Source organism: Chordicoccus furentiruminis, from assembly GCF_019355395.1.
In the GTDB taxonomy this organism is placed as follows: Bacteria; Bacillota; Clostridia; order Lachnospirales; family Lachnospiraceae; genus Chordicoccus; species Chordicoccus furentiruminis.
The window spans coordinates 772,528-797,361 of record NZ_CP048829.1 but is presented as its reverse complement, the minus strand read 5'-3'; the positions used below and the strand labels follow the sequence as shown (position 1 = coordinate 797,361).

Genomic DNA, 24,834 nt, shown 5'->3' with positions numbered 1-24,834 from the left:
AACGGAAAGAAGAGAGACAGCCGGCCCGGTTTTTCGCTGTCGTAAAAAAGCCCGGGCGGTGACAGAAAGGAGAAGCGATGTCAGAGCAAGATCGGGAGAGAGCCGCGGACGCTCTTGAGCGGATCCGTCTGATCCCGGAGGAGAATACGGTGCCGGAACCGTTCCACGATTATTTCGTCACAGTCGCGGAATTTCTGCTGTCCGTGCGGCAGGATGCCGATAACCGGCTGCTGTACGCCGACATTCTTCCGGATCATTATGACCGCTCGTACGGGAATCCGGATTATGCGTCGGAGAAGCTGGGCGGAGAGTACGGGCCGCTGCTGTCCGCCGTGTACGCGGAGCTGCGCGGGATTATTCCGGCGGTCTTCGAGGGCGACGCGGCGGGCGCCGCGGTTCTGTATGAGCTGTTCCTTGAGCTGTACTTTGAGTTCGAGAACGAGGAGATCCCCGAGACCCGGACGGTCCGCCGGATCTTCGCCGACTATCTGAGGGACTACACGCCGGACTTTGTCCGGGACGCCATCGTGAATCAGGTGGACCCATCCAGATCCTTCGCGGCGGATCTGATCCGGAACGCCGATCTGTCCGATACGGCTTATCTGTACCGGTTCGGAGAATATATTTCGGAGGATACGCTGCGGACAGCCCGCTTCATCAATTCGCTTCCGGAGGAAACGGTGTCGGAGATGGCCGATACGTTTACGGAAGGCTACCGGCTCGGCTTTGTCAACGCACGTAAGGATCTTTCGTCCAAGCGGACGGTGCAGATTGTCTATGAGCTTGGATTTGAGCGGATGATCCGGCTGTCCTTCGACCGTTTTGCGGCGATGGGCCTCCGTCCGACGCTGGTGCGAAGTTCCGTCCGCCTTGTGACAAAGACGCCGAACCGTCATGCCGGCTACACCGGCGCCATTCCCAACCTTCAGTTCGACTATGACCATCGGGAGGATCTGGCCCTGATCCTTGACGACGAGTATGCTTCACTCCGCCGGCGGTCGGCGCAGGAGGCGTATGAGTCGGCGGCGGATCTGGCCCGGGAGCATGCGGGGCCGGCGGTGCTGGAAACCTTCGGCGCGCCTCCCTTCGTGCCCGCCGTGCACAGCCGCGCGATTCGTCTGGACCGCGAGGCGGCGCAGCGGGAGGCGCAGCTGCGGCAGTCGCTGCTTCTGATCCGGCAGCGGTATATTCCCGAAAAGGAACGGAGCTTTACGATCATCGATTTTCCGGTTCCGGCCATCGGGAAGGATTTCGAGCGCATTTTCCGGGAAACGGTCCGGGTGAATACGCTGGATCAGGACATGTACCGGACGATTCAGCAGAAACTGATTGATGCGCTGGATCAGGGGCAGTCGGTTCATGTGACGGGACGGAACGGCAACGAGACGGATCTGACGGTGGCGCTGCATCCGCTGTCCGATCCCTCGAAGGAGACGGATTTCGAGAACTGTCTCGCGGATGTGAATATTCCGGTGGGGGAGGTCTTCACTTCTCCGGCACTTAAGGGGACAAACGGTCTTCTCCATGTGAAGCGGGTCTTTCTCGAGGGCTATGAGTTCCGCGATCTCCGGATCCGGATCCGGGACGGGATGACAGCGGACGCGGCTTGCGGCAATTTCGATGATCCGGAGCAGGGGAAACGCTATATCAGCGAGAACATCCTCTTTCATCATGCTTCGCTGCCGGTCGGCGAATTTGCGATCGGAACGAATACCACCGCCTACCGGATGGCGCGGCGGTACGGAATCGAGGCGTATCTGCCGATTCTGATCGCCGAGAAGACGGGTCCTCACTTCGCGCTGGGCGATACCTGCTACGGCGGAGAGGAGGACAATCCGACCTTTAACCCGGACGGAAAGCGGATCGCCGCCAAGGACAACGAGCACACGCTGGTCCGCAAAACCGACCCGTCGCAGGCATACTACGGATGCCACACGGACATCACGATCCCATACGATGAGCTGGGACGAATCGAGGTGATCCGGCCGGACGGAAGCCGTCTTGCGCTGCTCGACGGAGGACGCTTCGTGCTGCCCGGGACGGAAGCGCTCAACGAGGCGCTGGACGGGACGGAGCGGTGAGCCGCCGGTGTGTGCCGGACAGGAACGGAAACAGGACATCAGTCCGTCTCCCGATGAAAAAGGAGACGCGGCAGGAAAGTACGCCGGCGGGACCGGCTCAGTCAGACAGGAGGTACAGAATGGCAAAGGTCAGTATCGTGATGGGATCCGATTCGGATATGCCGGTGATGGCGAAGACGGCGGCTGCGCTGGATGAGCTGGGCATCAGCTACGAGATGCGCATCATCTCCGCCCACAGGGAACCGGACGTCTTCTTCGAGTACGCGAAAACGGCGGAGGAGAGGGGCATCAGGGTGATCATCGCCGGCGCGGGGATGGCCGCGCATCTCCCGGGGATGTGCGCCGCGCTGTTCCCGCTTCCGGTTATCGGGATTCCGATGCATACCACTTCGCTGGGGGGCCGTGACAGCCTTTATTCCATCGTGCAGATGCCGAGCGGCATCCCGGTGGCGACGGTCGCGATCAACGGCGCGAAGAATGCGGCGCTGCTGGCGGCGAAGATCCTCGCGGTTTCCGACGAGGATCTGCTGAACCGCCTGAAGGCGTACTCGGAGAAGATGAAGGCCGAGGTTGAGGCGAAGGACGAGCGGCTGCAGCAGGACGGATACAGACAGTACGGAAAGTGATGACGTGACACACAGCGTGCCGGAGGGCAGGAAAGGAAGAGGAACGCGAGATGGATTACAAGAGTTCCGGAGTCGATATTGAGGCGGGCTACAAGGCGGTTGAACTGATGAAGGAGCACGTGAAAAAGACGATGCGGCCCGAGGTGCTCGGCGGACTGGGCGGCTTTTCGGGTGCATTTTCCATGGAAGCCTTCAAGCGGATGGAGCGTCCGACTCTGGTATCCGGCACGGACGGTGTCGGAACGAAGCTGAAGCTGGCCTTCGTCATGAACCGGCATGACACGGTGGGAATCGACTGTGTCGCGATGTGCGTCAACGACATCGCCTGCGCCGGCGGCGAGCCGCTGTTCTTTCTGGACTACATCGCCTGCGGGAAGAATGTTCCGGAGAAAATCGCGGAGATCGTGAAGGGCGTCGCGGCCGGCTGCGTTCAGGCGGACGCCGCGCTGATCGGAGGGGAGACCGCGGAGATGCCGGGCTTCTATCCTGAGGATGAATATGATCTCGCCGGGTTCGCGGTGGGCGTCGTCGATGAAAAGGATATCATCACCGGAGACAGGCTTGCGGACGGCGATGTGCTGCTGGGGATCGCTTCCTCCGGTATCCACTCCAACGGATTCTCTCTGGTGCGGAAGGTGTTCGACATCACGCCGGAAGGACTGTCCGTCTATGACGAAAAGCTGGGCCGGACGCTGGGCGACGCGCTTCTAGAGCCGACGAAGATCTATGTGCATGCCCTCAAATCCGTGAAGCAGGCCGGTGTCACGGTCCGGGCATGCAGCCATATCACGGGCGGCGGCTTCTATGAAAACGTGCCGCGGATGCTTCGCGAGGGAACCCGGGCCGTGATCCGGAAAGACAGCTATGAGGTTCCGTATCTCTTCCGTCTTCTGGCGGAGAGGGGCGGCATCGACGAGCATATTATGTACAACACGTACAACATGGGGATCGGCATGGTCCTCGCCGTGGCGCCGGAGGACGAGGAGAACGCGAAGCGGGCGATCCGGGAAGCCGGCGAGACGGTGTATACCATCGGACGGATCGAAAACGGAGAGAAAGGAGTGGATCTCATATGAGTGAAGCGAAGAAGCTCCGTGTCGCCGTTCTGGTTTCGGGCGGCGGGACCAATCTTCAGGCGATCCTCGACGCGGTCGACAAGGGCCGGATTAAGAAAGCGGAAATTGTCGGCGTGATCAGCAACAATCCGGGCGCTTACGCGCTGAAGCGCGCTGAAGCGCACGGGATCATCGCCATCGGGCTCACGCCGAAGAAATTCGGCACGAGAGACGAGTTCAACGAAGCGCTGAAAAAGATGGTGGACAGCCTTACGCCGGATCTCGTCGTGCTGGCCGGGTGCCTGCTTCAGATCCCGCCGACTCTTGTCCGCGCGTATCCGAACCGGATCATCAACATTCATCCGGCCCTGATTCCCTCCTTCTGCGGGCAGGGATTCTACGGACTCCGGGTGCATGAGGCGGCGCTGGCGCGGGGCGTGAAGCTCACCGGCGCCACGGTGCATTTCGTGAATGAGGATCTGGACGCGGGACCCATCATCATCCAGAAGGCGGTGGAAGTGAAGGAAGATGACACGCCCGAGACGCTGCAGGAACGGGTCATGCGGGAGGCCGAGTGGAAGATTCTTCCTGAGGCGATCCGGCTGATCTCCGAGGGACGTGTCAGCGTCGATGAGAAGGGGCATGTCCATATCGCGGAATAACGGCGGAAGCGGAGCGGAGACGTCCGGGGAAGGGAGAAGAAAATGAAGGTACTCATCGTTGGCGGAGGCGGACGGGAACATGCAATCGCCTGGGCCTGCGCGAAAAGCAGTCAGGTGGAGAAGATCTGGTGCGCGCCGGGGAACGCCGGAATCGCGTCGGTGGCGGAGTGTGTACCGATCCGGCCGATGGAATTTGACCGGCTCGTGTCGTTTGCGAAGGAGCATGCGGTCGATCTGACGATCGTCGGCATGGATGACCCGCTGGTGGGCGGCATCGTCGACCGGTTCGAGGCGGAGGGACTTCGTGTGTTCGGCCCGAGGAAGAATGCCGCGATTCTCGAGGGATCGAAGGCGTTTTCAAAGGACCTGATGAAGAAGTACGGGATCCCGACGGCTGATTACACCACGGTGCATTCCCCGGAGGAGGCGTTCGCCGTCCTCGAGAAGGCGCACTTCCCCATCGTGCTCAAGGCGGACGGGCTGGCGCTCGGCAAGGGCGTGCTGATCTGTCAGAACCGGGAGGAAGCCGAGGCGGGCGTTCGCGAGATCATGGAGGAGAAGCGGTTCGGTTCATCCGGCGATCAGATGGTGATGGAGGAGTTCCTGACCGGACGGGAGATCTCCGTGCTCTCCTTCGTCGACGGACGGACGATCCGGCTGATGGCGTCGGCGATGGACCACAAGCGGGCCGGGGACGGCGACACAGGCCTCAATACCGGCGGAATGGGGAATTTTTCGCCGAGTCCCTTCTATACGGAGGAAATTGATGCCTACTGCCGTGAGCACATCTACCAGAAGACGGTGGACGCGATGGCGGCGGAGGGACGCCCGTTCAAGGGCGTGATCTTCTTCGGACTGATTCTGACGCCGGACGGGCCGAAGGTGCTGGAATACAACGCGCGCTTCGGAGATCCGGAAGCGCAGGTGGTGATCCCGCGGATGGAGAATGATATCATCGATGTGATCAACGCCTGCATCGACGGCACGCTGGACCGGGTGGAGCTGAAGTTCCGTCCGGATGCCTGCCTCTGCGTCGTGCTCGCTTCCGACGGCTATCCGGTGAAATACGAGACCGGTTTTCCGATCACGGGACTGGAGACGTTTGAGGGGCGTGATGATGAGTTCGTCTTCCACGCCGGAACGAAGTTCAATGAGAAGGGCGAAATCGTGACAGCCGGCGGCCGCGTGCTGGCGGTCACCGCGCTCGCCCCGACGCTGAAGGAGGCGCGGAGCAAGGCGTACGAGGCCACGGAACGGATTCACTTCGCCAACAAGTATATGCGCCATGACATCGGGCACGCGATCGACGAGGCATAAGCGTGTCCGGGGACGGATGCATTTTCATAATCTGCATTAATGCCTTGACGGCCGAACGAAAATCGGCTATTATCTTAAAACATAGAAAACCTACTCAGTAAGTAGGAGTTCTGAGGGGATGAGATTCATGACAGAACCGATTATTTCCATCCAGCACCTGAGGAAGGAATTCCAGGGCGCGAAGCATAAGGTGGAGGCGATCAGCGATATCAGCATCGACATTATGCCCGGAGAAATCTACGGGATCATCGGTCTTTCCGGTGCAGGGAAGTCGACACTGGTGCGATGCATCAACTATCTGGAGCAGCCGACGTCCGGCGAGGTGGTTTTCGACGGCCGGAAGATGAGCTCGCTCAGTCCGAAGGAGCTGCGGAGCGTCCGTCAGGAGATGGGCATGATCTTCCAGCAGTTTCAGCTGCTTCAGCAGCGGACCGCGCTCCGGAACGTCACGTTTCCGCTGGAGATCCGCGGCGTGAAGCGGGCAGAGGCGGAAAAAAGGGCGAGGCAGCTGCTGGATATCGTGGAGCTCTCCGACAGGGCCGGCGCTTATCCGGCGCAGCTGTCGGGCGGCCAGAAGCAGAGGGTGGCGATCGCCCGGGCGCTGGCGACGAATCCGAAGGTGCTGCTCTGCGACGAGGCTACGTCCGCGCTGGATCCGAATACGACCAGCTCGATTCTCTCGCTGCTCAAAAAGCTGAACCGGGAGATGGGGATCACGGTGGTGGTGATCACCCATGAGATGGACGTCATCTCCCAGCTCTGCGACCGGGTGGCCATCATTGATCACGGCGTCATCGCGGAGAAGGGGAATGTCACGGATATTTTCATGGCTCCGAAGACAAGAATCGGCCGCGAGCTGATTCTGGGCGACGCGGTCCGGGAGGTGCATTTCGCCGAGGGACGGTATTACCGGATCACGTTTGACGGAAGACAGTCGCAGGAGCCGGTGATCGCGAACATCGTGCTCCGCACGAAGGCGCCGGTGAACATCATGTACGCCTCGACGCGGGACGTGGGCGGAACGGCCAGGGGGCAGATGATCATCCAGCTTCCGGACAATGAGGAGCAGAAGAAGGAGATCCTGCAGTATCTGCATTTTGCGCAGATCCCCTACGAGGAGGTCGATTCGATTCCGTCCGTCAGGAAGGAGGCGCGGAAAGATGAACTTTGATGCGGCTACATGGCAGATGATTCTGGCCGGTATCTGGGAGACCGTCTATATGGTGATCGGCTCCACGCTGATCGGCTATCTGATCGGCCTTCCGCTGGGCGTGATCCTGATCGTCACCCGAAAGAACGGCATTCACCCGCTTCCAGTGGTGAATGAGATTCTGGGCGTGATCATCAACATCTTCCGCTCGGTTCCGTTCATTATCCTGCTGATCACGCTGATTCCGCTGACGCGGCTGCTGGTTGGCACGTCTCTTGGTCCGAAGGCGGTGATTCCGCCTCTGGTCATCGCGTCGGCGCCTTACATCGCCCGCGTGATCGAGTCGGAGCTGGCCGAGGTGGACAGCGGTGTCATCGAGGCCGCGAAGTCCATGGGCGCATCCGACTGGCAGATCATCTGGAAGGTGCTTCTCCCCGAGGCGAAGCCGTCCATCATTCTGGGAGCGGCGCTGGTTCTGACGACCGTGGTGGGCTATTCCTGTATGTCGGGCTTCGTCGGAGGCGGCGGACTGGGCGATATCGCGATCCGGTACGGGTACTACCGGTATCAGGCCGATATCATGATGGTCACCGTCGTGATCCTGATCGTACTTGTACAGCTGATTCAGGAGGCGGGCAACCGTCTGTCGTCAAAGACAGACCGGAGGATCCGCTGACGGGTCAAAAGGTATCTGACGCGGACGTCTTTGTGCGGTACGCGAGGCAGATAGAACCGGCTTTTCCGGATGTCCGTCCGGATACTGCCGGCGGTACCCCCCGCAGCGGGGGCAAAAAGGATATTCATTTTAAGAGGAGGAACAAAAGCATGAGAAAACGTATAATCAGTTTCGGACTGGCGGCGGTTCTCGCCGCGGCGTCCGTCGTATCCGTTTCAGCCGCTGATTCATCGGCGGACTCCGCCGCGGTCTCCGGTGCGGAGTCGGTGGCGGAGTCCGTGTACTCCTATCCGGACTGGCAGGTGGACGCGGAGATTCCGCAGGCTCCCTCTGACGGCGATACGACCATCACGGTCGGCGCTTCCCCGAGCCCGCACGCGGAGATCCTCGAACAGGTGAAGGACTCGCTGGCGGCGAAGGGCTGGACGCTGGATGTGAAGGAGTACTCGGACTATGTTCAGCCGAACGCGGCTCTGGCCTCCGGCGATCTGGATGCCAACTACTTCCAGCATCAGCCGTATCTGGACGAGTACAACAAGGAGAACAAGACGGATCTGGTCGGCGTGGTGCAGATCCATTACGAGCCGTTCGGTATCTTCCCCGGCAAGACCAAGTCTCTTGATGAGCTGGCTGACGGAGCCGCAGTCGGCGTCCCCAACGACGCGACCAATGAGGCCCGTGCGCTGAATCTGCTTGAGGCAGCAGGCCTTATCAAGCTGAAGGAAGGCGCGGGGCTCAACGCCACGAAGAAGGATGTTGTCGAGAATAAGAAGAACCTTCAGATCAACGAGATCGAAGCGGCTCAGCTTCCGAGATCCCTTCAGGATCTTGATATCGCGGTCGTCAACGGCAACTACGCGATCGAGGCGGGTCTTTCCGTCAAGAGGGACGCGCTGGCGCTGGAGGATGAGAAATCTCTGGGCGCGAAGACCTACGGCAATATCATCGCGGTGAAGTCCGGAAACGAGCAGAGCGACAAGACGAAGGCGCTGGTGACCGCGCTTCTTTCGTCCAAGGTGCGCGACTATATCAACCAGACCTATGACGGCGCGGTGGTGCCGCTGTTCTGAACGGATTCGTCCGCGGAGACGGAATGCCGGCCCCGCGCCGGAACGGCCGATGCTGCCGGCGATGAACCGGGAACGGCCGCTGTCCGATTCAGAATGACGGTGGAAATCCTGTCCGGGATCATGTATAATGACTTCAGCTATTGTTCATAGAATACTGAAACCGGATGGAGGTGACACAGTATGAAGTATGTCTGCAGCGTATGCGGATATGAATATGATCCGGCGGTGGGTGATCCGGACAACGGTATCGCTCCGGGCACACCGTTCGAAGAGCTTCCCGAGGACTGGGTATGCCCGGTCTGCGGAGTCGGCAAGGATCAGTTCGAGGCGGAATAAAGCTGCCGTACAGGCACAAAGGGAAGGCAGGCTGTCCTGAAGCGGGCGGCCTGCCTTTATTTACGCTTGCCCGGACCGCTTCACTCTGTTATAGTGGAGGTATAACATCTGTCCGCCGGCCTGAACGGGACAGCGGACGTCAGAGATGGAGGCGGTGAGTGAACCATGTACATTGAGATTGACTTCGACAGCGGCGAGGCCATTTACCGGCAGCTGTGCCGGCAGATTATCATCGGTATCGCAACCAATACGCTGCAGGAAGGAGAGAGCCTTCCCTCCGTCCGTGATCTGGCTGATGAGATCGGCATCAATATGCATACCGTCAACAAGGCGTACACCGTTCTGAAGGAAGAAGGATTCCTGACGGTCGATCGGCGCCGCGGCGCGGTTGTCTATGTGGACGGAGAGAAGATGAAGGCGCTGGAGGAAATGAAGGATGAGCTGACGATCACACTGGCGAAGGCGTCCTGCAAGGGAATTTCAAAGCAGGAAATGCACCGGATGATCGATGAGATCTATACGGAATACGAAGGCGAGCCGAAGGAGAAGACCGGGCCGGATCAGGCTCAGTGAGGAAAATGCAGAATAACTATACGGAAGAAGCAAGACAGGCAATTCAATATGCGGCCAGGGCGGCCATCTATCACCGCCAGAGCTATGCCGGCACAGAGCACCTGCTGGCCGGACTGCTTAAGGCGACCGGAGGGACGGCGTCCCAGGTTCTGTCCGAGGCCGGCGTGACGCCGGAGAAGCTGACCCGGATGATCGACCGGCTGATCGCGCCGCAGGGCGGCACCGCGGTCGAGGAGCGGCCCGGATTTTCGCCGCGGGCGCAGCGTGTTCTGGAGAAAGCGGGACGGTTGGCTGCGGAGCTGGACAGCGAGACGGTGGGTACGGAGCATCTGCTGCTGGCGATGCTCCGGGACTACGACTGCGTCGGCACGAGGCTGCTTCACACGATGGGCGTTGATATCCGCAAGCTTTACGCGGATACGCTGGTGGCCATGCATGCACAGGGCCGTTACTCGGATCAGGACCTCATGAGCGGCAAAGCGATGAGAGAGCCGGACGGACAGACGCCGACCATCGACCAGTACAGCCGGGATCTGACCCGGATGGCCCGGGAACATCAGCTGGATCCGGTCATCGGGCGCGACAGGGAGATTCTGCGCGTGATGCAGATTCTCAGCCGGCGGACCAAGAACAACCCCTGCCTCATCGGAGACCCGGGGGTCGGAAAGACGGCGGTCGTCGAAGGACTCGCGAGCCGGATCGCGGAGGGAATGGTGCCGGATTCCATGAAAGAGAAACGCCTTGTGGTGCTGGATCTCTCGAGCATGGTGGCCGGATCGAAGTACAGAGGCGAGTTCGAGGAGCGCATCAAGCATGTGGTTCAGGAGGCTTCGGCAAACCGGAATATTCTTCTGTTTGTCGATGAGCTTCACACGATCATCGGAGCCGGCGGGGCGGAGGGAGCGCTGGACGCGTCCAACATCCTCAAGCCGTCGCTGTCCCGCGGAGAAATCCAGATGATCGGCGCGACGACGATCGACGAATACAGAAAATACATTGAGAAGGACGCGGCGCTGGAGCGGCGGTTCCAGCCGGTGACGGTCGAGGAGCCCACGGAAGAGGAAGCGATTGAGATCCTGCACGGGCTCAGGCCTTATTACGAGCGGCATCACGGCGTCACGATCACGGATGAGGCGCTGACAGCGGCGGTCCGGCTCGCGGAACGGTATATCAACGACCGGAGATTGCCGGACAAGGCCATCGATCTCATCGATGAGGCTTCCTCCAAGGTCCGGATCGGAAACTTCGGCCACGCGTCTGCGGCAGAGCGGAGCGGAGACGAGCTGGCCCTCGTGAGGCAGGAGAAGGAGGCGGCGGTGCTTGCGCATGATATGGCGCGTGCGCAGGAACTGGAGCGCCGGCAGGAGGAACTGGAGAAGAAGAACGGGCGGACCCGTGCCCGATTATCCGGAAAGAAAGGCCGGATGACCGTGACGGAGGACGCGGTTGCCGATGTTGTGGCGGAGTGGACGAAGATCCCGGTCGCAAGACTGAAGGAGGAGGAGAGCCGGAGACTGGCGCGTCTTGAGCAGGATCTGCACCGTCGGGTGATCGGGCAGGACGAGGCGGTGCGGGCTGTAGCCAGCGCGATCCGCCGCGGACGCGTGGGTCTAAAGGACCCGAACCGTCCGACCGGAAGCTTTCTCTTTCTCGGGCCTACCGGCGTCGGCAAGACGGAGCTGTCCAAGGCGGTCGCCGAGTGCGTCTTCGGTTCCGAGGACAGCATGATCCGTGTCGATATGTCGGAGTATATGGAGAAATACAGCGTGTCGAAGCTGATCGGTTCGCCGCCCGGCTACGTCGGGTACGACGAGGGAGGTCAGCTTTCGGAGCAGGTACGCCGTCATCCGTACAGCGTGGTTCTCTTTGACGAGATCGAGAAGGCGCATCCGGATGTCTTCAACATCCTGCTTCAGGTTCTGGACGACGGCCATATCACCGATGCCCACGGACGGAAGGTGGATTTCCGGAATACCTGCATCATTATGACCTCGAATGCGGGCGCCAAGGCGATCGTCGACCCGAAGCGTCTCGGCTTCGCGGCGAAGTCCGATGCGAAGAAGGATTATGAGACGATGAAAAACGGTGTGATGGATGAGGTGCGCCGGATTTTCCGGCCGGAGTTCATCAACCGGATCGATGAGATCATCGTCTTCCATCCGCTGAGCGAGGCGGAGGTCGGCCGGATCGCGGGCCTGCTGCTGGGGTCCCTCAAAAAGCGGGCGCAGACGCAGATGGATCTCAGGCTGCAGATCACGCCGGCCGCGAAGGCATACATAGCAAAGAAGGGCTTCTCGCCGAAATACGGTGCCCGTCCGCTCCGCCGGGTGATTCAGACGGAGATCGAAAACCCGCTGTCGGAGATGATTCTCCGGGGCGAGGCGGGCGCGGGCTGCTGCATTTCCATCGGAGTAAGCGGCGGGCAGCTGACCATATTGCGCAAAGATAACCGGGTCAGCGGGCCGGAATACAAAACAGATCGGGCTTCAGCGTCTGAAGCGGATGAAAGTCTCCGGGAGTTGTGATACACTGGAAGTCTGAGAGAATCCGCAAAACGGATTGCGCGGAGAACGCGCGGATAAAAGCCACTTGAAAAGGAGGAAAAGCGGCATGGGAGCAGTGAAGGAACTGATCCGCACGGAGGCGGACGGAACCATCAGCTTCGGAGATTACGAACTGGAATCGAAGACGAAAAAGTCGGATTTCGCTTACGAGGGAGATCTCTACAAGGTGAAAACCTTCCGGGAACTCACGAGACTCGAGAAGAACGAGATGTTCGTCTATGAGTCGGAGCCGGGTACGGCGGTGAGCCATCTGAAGGAGACGGCGGACGGGATGAGCTTCACGGTGGAAGGACCCGAGGACGCCCAGATCACGGTGGAAGGCGAATCGGACGTGGAATACAGTCTCTACATCAACGGACAGCTTCGCGATACGCTCAAGTCCAACGTCGGAGGAAAAATTTCCTTCAGCGTGGAGCTGGGCGACGTGCCGTCGGTGGATGTGAAAATCAACCGTCAGGTCTGAACGGAGAAGCGGGAGGAGCGGCAGGACCTCCGGATGCGCGGCATCCGGGGGTCCTGTCTGACTATGGAGCGGTCGGGCCGGACCGCTTCGGGCGGCCGGCTGAGCCGCCGGAAAGGGAGACAGTGCGATGGCGAAAAGCAAAACCGTATTCTTCTGTCAGAACTGCGGCTACGAGTCCTCAAAATGGATGGGGCAGTGCCCGGCCTGTCACGAGTGGAATTCCTTCGTTGAGGAGCCTGTAAAGGCGTCTGCGTCGAAGAGCGGATCCTCTCTTCGGCAGAGCGCCAGGAGAAATGTCCCGATGAAGCTCCGCGACGTGTCGACGGCGGAGGATACGCGGCTCGGAACAGGGATCGGCGAGCTGGACCGGGTGCTGGGGGGCGGAATCATACGGGGTTCGCTGATCCTGATCGGCGGCGATCCGGGAATCGGAAAATCCACCCTGCTTCTTGAAACCTGCCGGAATCTTGCGGCGGGCGGACATAAGGTTCTCTATATCTCGGGCGAGGAGTCTCTGAGCCAGATCCGAATGCGCGCGGAACGGATCGGGGACTGCCCGGAGGAGCTCTATCTCTTTACGGAGACGAATCTCGGCGTGATCCGCGAGACGATTGAGGCCGAGAAGCCGGAGATCTGCGTCATCGACTCGATCCAGACGATGTACAGCGAGGATGTCGCTTCGGCGCCCGGATCGGTCTCTCAGGTGAGGGAGGCCACGGGGCTGCTGATGATGATCGCGAAAAGCCTCGGCATCACGATCTTCATCGTAGGTCATGTCACGAAGGACGGCGCTGTGGCCGGGCCGCGGGTGCTGGAGCATATGGTGGATACGGTTCTGTACTTTGAGGGCGACCGTCAGGCCTCCTACCGCATTCTGCGGGCGGCGAAGAACCGGTTCGGATCCACCAACGAGATCGGCGTCTTTGAGATGCGCGACACAGGTCTGAGAGAAGTGCCGAACCCGTCGGAGTACATGCTGAGCGGAAAACCTGAGGGCGCGTCGGGATCCGTGGTCGCCTGCTCGATGGAAGGGACGCGTCCCGTGCTGGTGGAGATCCAGGCACTGGTCGTCCGCACGAGCTTCGGCCTTCCGAGAAGAACGGCGGTGGGGACGGACTATAACCGCGTCAATCTGCTTTTGGCGGTGCTGGAGCGGCGCTGCGGGCTGTCTCTGGGGAACTGCGACGTCTATGTCAACATCGCGGGCGGCATCCGGATGAATGAGCCGGCGGTTGATCTCGGGATCGCGCTGGCCGTGGCATCCGCCTTCCGGGATGTTCCGATCGGAGACAGAGTGATCGCCTTCGGGGAAGTAGGGCTGAGCGGCGAGGTACGTGCGGTCAGCCGTGCGGAGCAGAGAATCGCGGAAGCGAAAAAGCTGGGTTTCGATACGGTGATCCTGCCGAAGGCCTGCATGAGAGGACTCGCCCGGACAGAGGGCATCCGTCTCGTTCCAGCGGAGAGCCTTAAAGAAGCGCTCCGTACAGTGATCGGGACGGAGGGCCGGCACTCCTGATGAAACACGATTTTCATCTTTTTTGAAAAATGCACTTGACGCACCCCGGCCGTCATGGTACTATATCAACCGTTCGCTCCGAGCGGACGGCTCCGACGGCCGGGAGGCCGGGAGGCACGCCGGACGAATAAAAACAAATTCGCTCTTGACAAGGTGTCAAAGCTGAGGTAAGATAGCGAATGCACTCGCAGGGAGGAAACCTTCCCGGAGCGCGAAAATACGGCAGTTCTTTGATAACTGAACAGTGAAACACATACTAACTCGAAAATCCTTTATGAATTTTATTGAGAACAAAATCTCAGCAGTAAAGTAAGGAAACGGGGAACTGAGCAGCGAAAGCGAAGTCAGTTTCATCCGAATCCGGATTGAAATCCTTAAGAGAGTTCGATCCTGGCTCAGGATGAACGCTGGCGGCGTGCCTAACACATGCAAGTCGAGCGGAGTGAAGAGAGCTTGCTTTTTTCACTCAGCGGCGGATGGGTGAGGAACGCGTGGGGAACCTGCCTCTCACAGGGGGATAACAGCTGGAAACGGCTGTTAATACCGCATATGCACACAGTGCCGCATGGCACAGGGTGGAAAGAAATTCGGTGAGAGATGGACCCGCGTTGGATTAGCTTGTTGGCGGGGTAACGGCCCACCAAGGCGATGATCCATAGCCGGCCTGAGAGGGCGACCGGCCACATTGGGACTGAGACACGGCCCAAACTCCTACGGGAGGCAGCAGTGGGGGATATTGCACAATGGAGGAAACTCTGATGCAGCGACGCCGCGTGAAGGAAGACGTGCTTCGGCATGTAAACTTCTATCAGCAGGGAAGAAGATGACGGTACCTGACTAAGAAGCCCCGGCTAACTACGTGCCAGCAGCCGCGGTAATACGTAGGGGGCAAGCGTTATCCGGATTTACTGGGTGTAAAGGGAGCGTAGACGGTGATGCAAGTCTGATGTGAAACCCCGGGGCTTAACTCCGGGCTTGCATTGGAAACTGTACCACTTGAGTACTGGAGGGGCAGGCGGAATTCCTGGTGTAGCGGTGAAATGCGTAGATATCAGGAAGAACACCGGTGGCGAAGGCGGCCTGCTGGACAGTAACTGACGTTGAGGCTCGAAAGCGTGGGGAGCAAACAGGATTAGATACCCTGGTAGTCCACGCCCTAAACGATGAATACCAGGTGTCGGCAGCTGAGAGCTGTCGGTGCCGCAGCAAACGCAGTAAGTATTCCACCTGGGGAGTACGTTCGCAAGAATGAAACTCAAAGGAATTGACGGGGACCCGCACAAGCGGTGGAGCATGTGGTTTAATTCGAAGCAACGCGAAGAACCTTACCAAATCTTGACATCCCGGTGACAGATTCAGAAATGAGTCCTTTCTTCGGAACACCGGAGACAGGTGGTGCATGGTTGTCGTCAGCTCGTGTCGTGAGATGTTGGGTCAAGTCCCGCAACGAGCGCAACCCTTGTCCTCAGTAGCCAGCAGGTAAAGCCGGGCACTCTGAGGAGACCGCCAGGGACAACCTGGAGGAAGATGGGGATGACGTCAAATCATCATGCCCCTTATGATTTGGGCTACACACGTGCTACAATGGTGTCGGACAAAGGGAAGCAAACCCGCGAGGGGGAGCGAATCCCACAAACGGCATCCCAGTTCGGACTGCACTCTGCAACCCGGGTGCACGAAGCTGGAATCGCTAGTAATCGCAGATCAGCATGCTGCGGTGAATACGTTCCCGGGTCTTGTACACACCGCCCGTCACACCATGGGAGTCCGCAACACCCGAAATCAGTGGCCCAACCCGCAGGGGAGGGAGCTGCTGAAGGTGGGGCGAATGACTGGGGTGAAGTCGTAACAAGGTAGCCGTATCGGAAGGTGCGGCTGGATCACCTCCTTTCTAAGAGAGAAGTAGAGAGAAATGTGTTTCACTGTTCAGCTATCAAGCGATGGCTGAAGGAAATCTGGCGGCGATGCGTCCGGGGGAAACACCCGTACCCATGCCGAACACGACGGTAAAGACCCGGACGGCCGAGAGTACTGCACTGGAGACGGTGCGGGAGGGCAGGTGGCCGCCAGGCATCAAAATCTTGGCGAGCACAAGCGAAGCGCAGTGCGAGGTTAGATTTTGAGCCGTTCCAGCGAGCGAAGCGAGCTGGAACCTCCTCAGCAATCATGGCGACATGCAATGTTTAGCGCATCCGTCATGGCTGTCATAGAACTGATTCGCTGTGTTTTTAACGCAGTTCATCAGCAGGCATGGAAACGCACCTTGAAAACCGCATATACCGAGAAGCACCAACCTGAGTGTTTCGTTTCCTGATCTTCCTTAAGAAGAGACGGAGCAGACGGGCACGAAAGGTTGAAGCGCAGACAAAAGATAGGAAAAGACATCAGAGGCGTGATCCGCAAGGATCACAAATCAGAGACAAAGGTCTAGAAGCAATACAGCAGCCGGAACGGCGCGAAAGCGCTGGGACGGCGGACCGTACCGGGCATACGCTAGTGGCCGGTGCGGACATGGTCAGGTAAACAAGAGCGCAGGGCGGATGCCTTGGCACTGGGCGCCGATGAAGGACGCGATAAGCTGCGAAAAGCTGCGGGGAGGAGCACATATCCGCTGATCCGCAGATGTCCGAATGGGGCAACCCGCATGAGCAGACCTCATGCACCGCAGACTGAATCCATAGGTCTGTGGAGGGAACCTCCTGAACTGAAACATCTAAGTAGGGAGAGGAAAAGAAAACAAACGTGATTCCGTCAGTAGCGGCGAGCGAACGCGGAAGAGCCTAAACCGGCTGGCTTGCCAGCCGGGGTTACGGACTGCAAAGAGAATCCGAAGCGAACCGGAACGGTTTTGGGAAAGCCGGCCGGAGAGGGTGAAAGCCCCGTAAGGGAAAGCGGAAGGGTTCGGGCAGGATCCAGAGTACCACGAGACACGGGAAACCTTGTGGGAAGTCGGGGGGACCACCCCCCAAGGCTAAATACGACCCAGTGACCGATAGCGGACAGTACCGTGAGGGAAAGGTGAAAAGTACCCCGGGAGGGGAGTGAAAGAGAACCTGAAACCCTGTGTTTACGACCGGCGGAAGCACCACGCTTGCAGGTGCGACCGCGTACTTTTTGTAGAACGGTCCGGCGAGTTGCGGGACGCGGCAAGGGAAAGGATGAGGACATCCGGACCCGGAGGGAAACCGAGCCTTAAGAGGGCGCCAGTCGCGTCACGCAGACCCGAAACCGGGTGATCTACCCATGGCCAGGATGAAGGGGCCGTAAAAGGCCCTGGAGGTCCGAACGCACATCCGTTGAAAAGGGTGGCGATGAGCGGTGGGTAGGGGAGAAATTCCAATCGAACCCGGAGATAGCTGGTTCTCCTCGAAATAGCTTTAGGGCTAGCCTTCACCAAGTCTTGCGGAGGTAGAGCACTGAATATCCGCGGGGGCGTCAAAGCTTACCAAAGATTATCAAACTCCGAATGCCGTGTAGACGATGGTGGGGAGTCAGGCCGCATGAGATAAGTCGGGCGGCCAAAAGGGAAACAGCCCAGACCAGCAGCTAAGGCCCCAAAGTGCGTGTTAAGTGGTAAAGGATGTGGGATCTCGAAGACAACTAGGATGTTGGCTCAGAAGCAGCCACGCATTCAAAGAGTGCGTAATAGCTCACTAGTCGAGAGGTCCTGCGCCGAAAATGACCGGGGCTGAAACACGCCGCCGAAGCTCTGGGATGGCGGAAGCCATCGGTAGAGGAGCATTGCCGCGGGGGCGAAGCATGACCGACAAGGGCATGTGGACCCGCGGGAAGAGAGAATGCCGGAATGAGTAGCGAGATGAGGGCGGGAATCCCTCAGGCCGAATATCCAAGGATTCCAGGGTCAAGCTGATCTGCCCTGGGTAAGTCGGGACCTAAGGCGAGGGCGGAAGCCGTAGCCGATGGACGACAGGTGGAGATTCCTGTACTGCGATGCGACAGAACTGCAGGGACGCATTTCCAAAGTCTGACCGCGGATGGAAAACGCGGAGAAAGCGGGAAGGCGGGCATGGGATAAAAGACATGCGGAACGCCATTCCGTGAGACGACCGAACTTCAAGTAGGAGAGAGGGCGGAGGGAGTGCCGGGAAAAGCTGCTATCGTTCGCACCGTACCCGTACCGTAAACCGACACAGGTGGATGAGGAGAGAATCCTAAGGCCGGCGGAAGAAGTATTGTTAAGGAACTCGGCAAAATGACCCCGTAACTTCGGGAGAAGGGGTGCCGTCCTCCGGGGCGGCCGCAGAGTCCAGGCCCAAGCAACTGTTTAGCAAAAACACAGGTCTATGCAAAGCCGGAAGGCGACGTATATGGGCTGACGCCTGCCCGGTGCTGGAAGGTTACGAGGAGGGGTCAGCGAAAGCGAAGCCCTGAATCCAAGCCCCAGTAAACGGCGGCCGTAACTATAACGGTCCTAAGGTAGCGAAATTCCTTGTCGGGCAAGTTCCGACCCGCACGAAAGGCGTAATGATTTGGGCACTGTCTCAACAATACATCCGGTGAAATTGAAGTGCCAGTGAAGATGCTGGCTGCCCGCGCCAGGACGGAAAGACCCCATGGAGCTTTACTCCAGTTTGTTACTGGGGTCCGGTCGATGATGCACAGGATAGGTGGGAGGCAGAGAAGCAGCTGTTTCGGCAGATGCGGAGCCAATGTTGGGATACCACCCTTCAGCGACTGGGCTTCTAACCTGCCGCCGTAAGCCGGCGGGGGGACAATGGCAGACGGGGAGTTTGACTGGGGCGGTCGCCTCCGAAAGGGTATCGGAGGCGCTCAAAGGTTCCCTCAGGATGGACGGAAACCATCCGGAGCGTGCAAAGGCAGAAGGGAGCTTGACTGCGACACCGACGGGTGGAGCAGGTACGAAAGTAGGACTTAGTGATCCGGTGGCAGTAAGTGGGAATGCCATCGCTCAACGGATAAAAGCTACCCTGGGGATAACAGGCTGATCACTCCCAAGAGTTCACATCGACGGAGTGGTTTGGCACCTCGATGTCGGCTCATCACATCCTGGGGCTGTAGTAGGTCCCAAGGGTTGGGCTGTTCGCCCATTAAAGTGGTACGCGAGCTGGGTTCAGAACGTCGTGAGACAGTTCGGTCCCTATCCGGCGTGGGCGCAGGAGATCTGCGGGGAGCTGGCCTTAGTACGAGAGGACCGGGCTGGACCCGCCGCTGGTGCACCTGTTGGGCCGCCAGGCCCATGGCAGGGTAGCCAAGCGGGGCAGGGATAAACGCTGAAGGCATCTAAGCGTGAAGCCCCCCCCAAGATGAGATCTCCCATTCCTTCAAGGAAGTAAGTTCCCTCAGAGACGATGAGGTTGATAGGGCAGAGGTGGAAGCGCCGCAAGGCGTGGAGCTGACTGTCACTAATCGAACGAGGACCTGACCAAGAGGAAAGCGCGGCGGGAAGGCCGCGGCTGGGATTGCGCGGGGTATATGCGGTTTTGAAGGTACGTGGGACCTCCCTTCGCGGGGAGGTCTTTTTTTGTGTTCGCCAGAACCTGCCCAAACGCTCCGTCCGTACCGGCGGAGCGTTTTGCGTTGACGAATCGGAACCGGGAAGGGTACGATGAAGGAAAGCGAGAACGCCGGCTGAGGGCCGGACAGAAGGAGGAAGAAGATGACGGAGAGCAGAACGGAACTGGAGAGTGGTTTTCAACCCGCACCGAGGAGTCGTGTATGAAAAAAGCGACGGCATTTTTCCTTTCCGTGACGGCTTCCGCTGCACTTCTGTTTTCAGGAGCGGCTGCGGCTGATCCTTCCGTCCGGAATGGCGGCTGGGAGGGATCCTGCGTGGCCGATGCCTTCGATACGGATTCTGACGCGGAACCCGTACCGGAAGAAATCCTGATGCTTCCGGCCGGTACGATCCTTGATTCGGCTGATCTCGGGAAGGAAGAGGAATCACAGTATTTTTCAGCCAGCGTGATTCATGAGGGCGGATGCATTTTCCAGAGAATAAACGGAAAATCATACCGACAGAATGATGACATCTCGCTTGAGGATCTCCGATACCTGAAGGTGCTGTTCCGGAATTTTGAAGGGGAGCCAGAGGTCGGAGAGATGATTGTCAACCGGGCAATTGCGGATGACACGCTGGATGTGTTTCACGCGCTTTATGATGCGTCCTATCCGATACGGAAGATGCGACTTGTGGATGAATACTGGAAGACGGACGGGGCTGCCGCGGACGAGGCTTCTATGGAGGACGACAACACGTCCGCCTTTAATTACCGGACGATGACGAACTCCGATAAGCTTTCGAATCATGCTCTCGGATATGCGATCGATCTGAATCCCCTGGAGAATCCGTACGTCAGGCAGGAAGATGACGGATTCTCCGTATCGCCGGATACGGCTGAGGCCCGAAGCTATGCGGACCGTCAGAACATGCGCCCCTATATGATTGACAGCCGGGACAAGGCGTATCTTGAATTTACGGCGCACGGGTTTGCCTGGGGCGGAGACTGGTCGAACCCGAAGGATTATCAGCATTTCGAGAAGAGCGCCGGACATGATCCGGAAAATGCATCCGGCCGCAGAACGGCTTCGGCGGAATTCCATTAAACGAAAGATACGAAAGTCAGATCGGCGTGGTATAATCAGAACGGCCGGTAAGCTGACACCGGCCGGTACCTTATATGAAAATATCCGCGGATGCTGTCCGGACCGGTGCGTTCGCCATCAGGCCCGCGGAAGCAAAGGCAATGAGAACGCTGACTGCGAATCGCAGCGGCAATGAAAGGAGACAGAATGACCAGACAGGAAGCGATTGAAGAGGTGAAGAAGCTGGCGGGGGCTCCGTCCGTCTGTGCGGAGGCAAAGCAGGCGGCCGAGACATATCTTTCAGCTGTCGGAACTGAAACGGAGAAAAAGGCGGCGGCTGACCTGATCGCTGAGCTTGAAGAGGATGTGACATCAGTGGATGACCTGATCGAACTGACTGAATCCGCTGAAGGTGTGAAGATTTTCGGAGAGAACCAGGCTCATTCTCTGAATCAGGCGGCAAGAGAAGCGAAGGCGAACGGCGGAGTTTACTGCATCTGCCCGGCCTGTCAGGCAGGCGGTGCGCTGCTTGATCACCGGGACGCGCTCCTCGGCTGACAGGCGGCCGGGTACTGGATGAAAGAATTTCTGTCATAATTCCGTTGACGGAGCAGAGCCGGTGCGCTATAATGGCAGGGTCGGCAGTTAAAGGCCGGTGGTCAAGGGGAATCTTCTAATGGTAGGAAAGCGGTCTCCAAAACCGTCAATGGGGGTTCGACTCCCTCTTCCCCTGCTTTGCGCGCAGCGTGCGACATCGTCCGCTGCCGCTTTTTTTATACCCGAAAGCGTCACCCGGGCGTTTTCGCCGTCTGCTTCCCGACAGTTGAAGGCGATCGTCATCTGATCGTCGTCCAGATAAACACCTTCACGAAGGTATCGATCAATTTTCTTCTGGCCTTCTGGTCCTCAAGGCTTTTTTCCTTCAGTTTTGTCAGAAAATGATTGAACCGTACGCCTTCATTCCGGAGGACCTGAGCGGGTTCAATTTCGTGCTGAGCACGAAGCGGCGGGATGCCGGGGTTCATTTCTTCATCGACGACTACCAGTTCGAACGGATCTGGAACGACCCGATGGCGTACATGGGGAAGTTTTCATAATGGGTGGAAGAGGCGCTTATCTTCAATCAGGGGGATTTAAAATTCAGGAATATGAAGCGACTGGGGAAACGATAGGCTGTATAAAAGTAATTCGGCAGAAAACAAAGACCGCCGCATCACTTCCTGAAATGTCGAATACTCCGGGCACGGCATATATTTTAAAGTCAGGGGGCAGGTACACGACCTTAGGCGTTTATGGTAATGATAGACGGCTGAAGAAGTCTTTTGATATTACTCATGGCCACAAAAACAGGCCCAAAAATGGTACAATAGAGAGACTAAAGATGGGAATCGCTCATGTGCACAACATAAATGGCGGACGTGAGGCTAATGTAAGATACATGACTCTGAAGGAGATAAAAAAATATGGGAAGGCTATCGAAGGAATGGGTGGAAAAGTCAGAGAATGAATTTGTACGTACAGTACGGCGAAATGATTTTCACGCTGTTAATTTTGACGCAGGCAATAAACATTATACTTTTTCGGGGTGGTGGCTTCTTGAATGGGATATTGGGGAAAAGTTCTATGACAGTAAAGAAGAATTTCTAAATGATTCTATATTTGATGGGAAAACAGCTGCGGAAGCTGAAATTCATGATGCGTTATTTGAACTTGAGTGATTTTAGAAATGTAATTGCCATAATTGGGGTTTTGTAAAGGCATCTGAATATCAGGTGTCTTTTTTATGCCCGGAAAGGTGGTGATGATGGATGGCGAGACCGCGCAAGTACATTGACAAGGATGAGTTTGAGAAGCTGTGCGGCCTCCAGTGCACGAAGCAGGAGATCTGCGGCTGGTTTGACGTGACAGATAAAACACTGGATGCATGGGTGAAACGGACTTACCGCAGCAGTTTTTCCGAAGCTTTCGGCCAAAAGCGGAGCACAGGACGAATATCGCTCCGGAAATCGCAGTTCCGGACGGCCCGCAGTAACCCGTTCATGATCGCCAGTCGAAACGTGCTTTAATATTAGAAAAATGCTTGCAATCCTGCTACCTTTCCCTTATAATAAAACATGCGTTTGACGCAGGCTACTTTGGCACAGGTGGTAGCGCACCTCATTGGTAGTGAGGAGGTCCCGGGTCCGAGTCCCGGAAGTAGCTTTTCAGCCGGAAATCCGTAAAGGGTTTTCGGCATTTTGTTTTTTACGGAGGAAAATCCATGGCGGGAGATCAGACGAAAGAAAACAGAAAAAAGGAAATGCTGGTCGTCAGCTTCGGAACGAGCCGGGCCGAAAGCCGGGAGCGGGCGATCGGGGGGATCGAGAGAGCGCTGGCGGATGCCTTTCCTGACTGGGAGATTGTACGTGCCTTCACGAGCGGCAGGGTGATCCGGCGTATCGAAAAAGAGGAAGGTCTGAGGATCGATGATCCGGAGACTGCGCTGAAGCGGGCAAAGGACAAGGGAATCCGAGAGCTGGCGGCCGTCCCGACGCATGTGCTGGACGGCGAGGAGTACCGGAAATTCCGAAAGCTCTTCGCACAGTATGCGCCTCAGTTTGACTTCGCGGCCTGCGGAGCGCCGCTGTTTGGAAATGATGAAGACATGGAACGGGTCCTCGAGATCATCCGGAAAGAGACCGCAAAGCTGGATGACGGCCGGACGGAAATCGTTCTGGTGGGGCACGGGACAGAAGAGAAGGCGAATCAGGTCTATGAGGCGTTCTGCCGCCGTTTCAGAGAGACGGGGCTTGATCACTACACGGTCGGAACCGTGGAAGCCTCTCCGTCGATCATGGATGTGAAACGGGAGGCGAAGCGAAACGGCGTAAGCCGGGTCGTCCTCCTCCCGCTGATGGTTGTGGCCGGTGAGCATATCCTGAAGGATATCGGCGGCGACCGGCCGGATTCATGGCGTGCTCAGCTCCTGAACGAAGGCTTCGAGGTGAAGGTGATCGGGAAGGGGCTGGGGGAACTGCGGGATATTCAGGCTCTTTACGTAGAACATGCCGCCCGGATTCTGGCCTGAACGGAGTCAGTCCGTCACGGTCTCCACGCCGGTCCGGAGCATCCTGTGAACGTCAGGCGCTTCGATGCAGTACATGGGCTGTTTTCATGATGACCCCTCCCTTCCGGTGCGGGTGAGGATCCGCTCAGCCAGAGAGAAAAGGAGAAACAGGATCATGTTCATGATGACGATGCAGGCGCCGGTCGGTACGGCGAACCGGTAGGAGAAGACCAGTCCGGCGAAAAAGCAGGTGACGGCCAGTACACCTGACAGGAGTACGGTGGACAGAAAGCGCCGGCACACCCGCATGGCTGTCAGCGAAGGAAAGACGATGAGGCTGGATATGAGCAGCGTTCCCATCATCCGCATGCCGAGCACCACCGTGACGGCTGTCAGGACGGCAGGCAGCATACTGCACAGTCCGGTGTCGGTTCCGGTCGCTGAAGCGAACGCTTCGTCAAAGGTGAAGGCGAAGATCCGATTGTAGAAGGCCGTGAAAAGAAACAGGACGGCGGCGCTCAGCGTGACGGAGAGCCGGACATCTTCAGAACTCATCGCCAGAATAAAACCTTTGACCGTTACCGGAGCTGTACCGGATGCTGCGGCAGGCAGACGACTGCGGAAAACGTCTGGAAGAGCTGACGGTTGCGCTTGACGAACCGGTTCCGTTTGATTAGACTAAAGGCGATCGATCTGTCGGGGATGTGAATCTTTTCGCGAACCCGGCAGGTTTTTCATTTTCACCACAAGTTAGTTATGACTAACTAAAAGGAGGAATCACGATGAGCTGGAACTGGACAAAATTCGGATGGATTGCAGGAGGCTTTCTTCTCGGAACCTATGGCGTCAGGCTTCTCGGAAGCCGGGACATGAAAAAGGCATACACGCATACGACGGCGGCTGTGCTCCGGATGAAGGATGAAGTGGTAAAGGACTTCACGGTTATCGGGGAAAACTGTGCGGATATCGGTGCCGCGGCGAAGGATATTAACGAAGCCAGGGCGGAAGCACTTGAGGCGGAGATGATTGAGAATGCGAAACAGGTCCTCGCAGATGCGGAGGCAAAGGAAGAAACGAAAATGCCCGAGTGCCGCGGGGCGGCTTCCGGACAGGTGGGAAGTAAGGTGTGATGACG

General features: G+C 58.1%; 22 protein-coding genes, 2 tRNA genes and 3 rRNA genes. 26 read left to right on the top strand and 1 reads right to left on the bottom strand.

Annotation, left to right across the window (positions count from 1 at the left end):
• Positions 1 to 77: 77 nt before the first annotated feature.
• From G4C92_RS03715 to G4C92_RS03595, 25 genes are all read left to right on the top strand, one after another.
• Positions 78 to 2,081 (top strand): aminopeptidase, encoded by a 2,004-nt coding sequence (locus G4C92_RS03715; protein ID WP_274941253.1) that lies wholly within the window; start codon positions 78 to 80, stop codon positions 2,079 to 2,081.
• A gap of 119 nt (positions 2,082 to 2,200) precedes the next feature.
• Entirely contained in the window at positions 2,201 to 2,707 is a 507-nt protein-coding gene (gene purE, locus G4C92_RS03710; protein WP_274941252.1) for a 5-(carboxyamino)imidazole ribonucleotide mutase, read from the top strand.
• Positions 2,708 to 2,757: 50 nt separating this feature from the next.
• The gene (gene purM / locus G4C92_RS03705) at positions 2,758 to 3,783 is read left to right on the top strand and encodes a phosphoribosylformylglycinamidine cyclo-ligase (protein WP_274941251.1); all 1,026 of its coding nucleotides are present in this window, start codon (positions 2,758 to 2,760) and stop codon (positions 3,781 to 3,783) included.
• Positions 3,780 to 4,424, top strand: a complete 645-nt coding sequence (purN, locus tag G4C92_RS03700) for a phosphoribosylglycinamide formyltransferase (RefSeq protein WP_274941250.1) — start codon at positions 3,780 to 3,782, stop codon at positions 4,422 to 4,424. Before purM ends, purN begins: the two co-directional genes overlap by 4 nt.
• Before the next feature lie 42 nt (positions 4,425 to 4,466).
• Positions 4,467 to 5,741: a phosphoribosylamine--glycine ligase gene (gene purD, locus G4C92_RS03695; protein WP_274941249.1), complete on the top strand. Its 1,275-nt coding sequence runs from the start codon at positions 4,467 to 4,469 to the stop codon at positions 5,739 to 5,741.
• Between the two features lie 127 nt (positions 5,742 to 5,868).
• Complete coding sequence (locus G4C92_RS03690; RefSeq protein ID WP_274941248.1) at positions 5,869 to 6,912, top strand: methionine ABC transporter ATP-binding protein; 1,044 nt, start codon at positions 5,869 to 5,871, stop codon at positions 6,910 to 6,912.
• Entirely contained in the window at positions 6,902 to 7,567 is a 666-nt protein-coding gene (locus G4C92_RS03685; protein WP_274941247.1) for a methionine ABC transporter permease, read from the top strand. Before G4C92_RS03690 ends, G4C92_RS03685 begins: the two co-directional genes overlap by 11 nt.
• Positions 7,568 to 7,716: 149 nt before the next feature.
• A complete protein-coding gene (locus G4C92_RS03680) occupies positions 7,717 to 8,637 on the top strand; it encodes a MetQ/NlpA family ABC transporter substrate-binding protein (protein ID WP_274941246.1) in 921 nt (306 codons plus the stop codon).
• Between the two features lie 180 nt (positions 8,638 to 8,817).
• Complete coding sequence (rd, locus tag G4C92_RS03675; RefSeq protein WP_274941245.1) at positions 8,818 to 8,973, top strand: rubredoxin; 156 nt, start codon at positions 8,818 to 8,820, stop codon at positions 8,971 to 8,973.
• A gap of 165 nt (positions 8,974 to 9,138) precedes the next feature.
• Positions 9,139 to 9,546 (top strand): GntR family transcriptional regulator, encoded by a 408-nt coding sequence (locus G4C92_RS03670; protein ID WP_274941244.1) that lies wholly within the window; start codon positions 9,139 to 9,141, stop codon positions 9,544 to 9,546.
• 5 nt (positions 9,547 to 9,551) lie between these two features.
• Positions 9,552 to 12,071 (top strand): ATP-dependent Clp protease ATP-binding subunit, encoded by a 2,520-nt coding sequence (locus G4C92_RS03665; protein ID WP_274941243.1) that lies wholly within the window; start codon positions 9,552 to 9,554, stop codon positions 12,069 to 12,071.
• A gap of 85 nt (positions 12,072 to 12,156) precedes the next feature.
• Complete coding sequence (locus tag G4C92_RS03660) at positions 12,157 to 12,573, top strand: endosialidase (RefSeq protein WP_274941242.1); 417 nt, start codon at positions 12,157 to 12,159, stop codon at positions 12,571 to 12,573.
• 127 nt (positions 12,574 to 12,700) lie between these two features.
• Positions 12,701 to 14,089 (top strand): DNA repair protein RadA, encoded by a 1,389-nt coding sequence (gene radA / locus G4C92_RS03655; RefSeq protein ID WP_274941241.1) that lies wholly within the window; start codon positions 12,701 to 12,703, stop codon positions 14,087 to 14,089.
• Positions 14,090 to 14,461: 372 nt separating this feature from the next.
• Positions 14,462 to 15,980, top strand: a 16S ribosomal RNA gene (locus tag G4C92_RS03650).
• A gap of 63 nt (positions 15,981 to 16,043) precedes the next feature.
• Positions 16,044 to 16,161: ribosomal RNA gene (rrf, locus tag G4C92_RS03645) — 5S ribosomal RNA — on the top strand.
• 441 nt (positions 16,162 to 16,602) lie between these two features.
• Positions 16,603 to 19,497, top strand: a 23S ribosomal RNA gene (locus G4C92_RS03640).
• The 16S, 23S and 5S rRNA genes sit together here, the layout of an rRNA operon.
• A 289-nt stretch (positions 19,498 to 19,786) precedes the next feature.
• Positions 19,787 to 20,674 (top strand): M15 family metallopeptidase, encoded by an 888-nt coding sequence (locus G4C92_RS03635; RefSeq protein WP_274941240.1) that lies wholly within the window; start codon positions 19,787 to 19,789, stop codon positions 20,672 to 20,674.
• Between the two features lie 186 nt (positions 20,675 to 20,860).
• Positions 20,861 to 21,211: a hypothetical protein gene (locus G4C92_RS03630; RefSeq protein ID WP_274941239.1), complete on the top strand. Its 351-nt coding sequence runs from the start codon at positions 20,861 to 20,863 to the stop codon at positions 21,209 to 21,211.
• A 104-nt stretch (positions 21,212 to 21,315) separates the two neighbouring features.
• Positions 21,316 to 21,386: transfer RNA gene (locus G4C92_RS03625), tRNA-Trp, on the top strand.
• A 205-nt stretch (positions 21,387 to 21,591) separates the two neighbouring features.
• Positions 21,592 to 21,750 (top strand): DUF4417 domain-containing protein, encoded by a 159-nt coding sequence (locus G4C92_RS03620; RefSeq protein WP_274941238.1) that lies wholly within the window; start codon positions 21,592 to 21,594, stop codon positions 21,748 to 21,750.
• Positions 21,750 to 22,160, top strand: a complete 411-nt coding sequence (locus G4C92_RS03615) for a hypothetical protein (RefSeq protein ID WP_274941237.1) — start codon at positions 21,750 to 21,752, stop codon at positions 22,158 to 22,160. Before G4C92_RS03620 ends, G4C92_RS03615 begins: the two co-directional genes overlap by 1 nt.
• Entirely contained in the window at positions 22,141 to 22,371 is a 231-nt protein-coding gene (locus G4C92_RS03610) for a hypothetical protein (RefSeq protein ID WP_274941236.1), read from the top strand. The genes G4C92_RS03615 and G4C92_RS03610 overlap by 20 nt, the downstream gene beginning before the upstream one ends.
• A gap of 90 nt (positions 22,372 to 22,461) precedes the next feature.
• Positions 22,462 to 22,719, top strand: coding sequence for a hypothetical protein (locus G4C92_RS03605; protein ID WP_274941235.1), 258 nt, complete (start codon positions 22,462 to 22,464; stop codon positions 22,717 to 22,719).
• 63 nt (positions 22,720 to 22,782) lie between these two features.
• Positions 22,783 to 22,855: transfer RNA gene (locus tag G4C92_RS03600), tRNA-Thr, on the top strand.
• 58 nt (positions 22,856 to 22,913) lie between these two features.
• Complete coding sequence (locus G4C92_RS03595) at positions 22,914 to 23,720, top strand: sirohydrochlorin cobaltochelatase (RefSeq protein WP_274941234.1); 807 nt, start codon at positions 22,914 to 22,916, stop codon at positions 23,718 to 23,720.
• A gap of 84 nt (positions 23,721 to 23,804) precedes the next feature.
• Here the strand turns inward: G4C92_RS03595 and G4C92_RS03590 are convergent, their stop codons facing one another.
• Positions 23,805 to 24,254 carry a metal ABC transporter permease gene (locus G4C92_RS03590; RefSeq protein ID WP_274941233.1) on the bottom strand — a complete coding sequence of 150 codons (450 nt, stop codon included), beginning with the start codon at positions 24,252 to 24,254 and terminating at the stop codon, positions 23,805 to 23,807.
• 227 nt (positions 24,255 to 24,481) lie between these two features.
• Here G4C92_RS03590 and G4C92_RS03585 point away from each other — a divergent pair, with 227 nt between their 5' ends.
• Positions 24,482 to 24,829 carry a DUF6110 family protein gene (locus G4C92_RS03585; RefSeq protein WP_274941232.1) on the top strand — a complete coding sequence of 116 codons (348 nt, stop codon included), beginning with the start codon at positions 24,482 to 24,484 and terminating at the stop codon, positions 24,827 to 24,829.
• Positions 24,830 to 24,834: the final 5 nt, after the last annotated feature.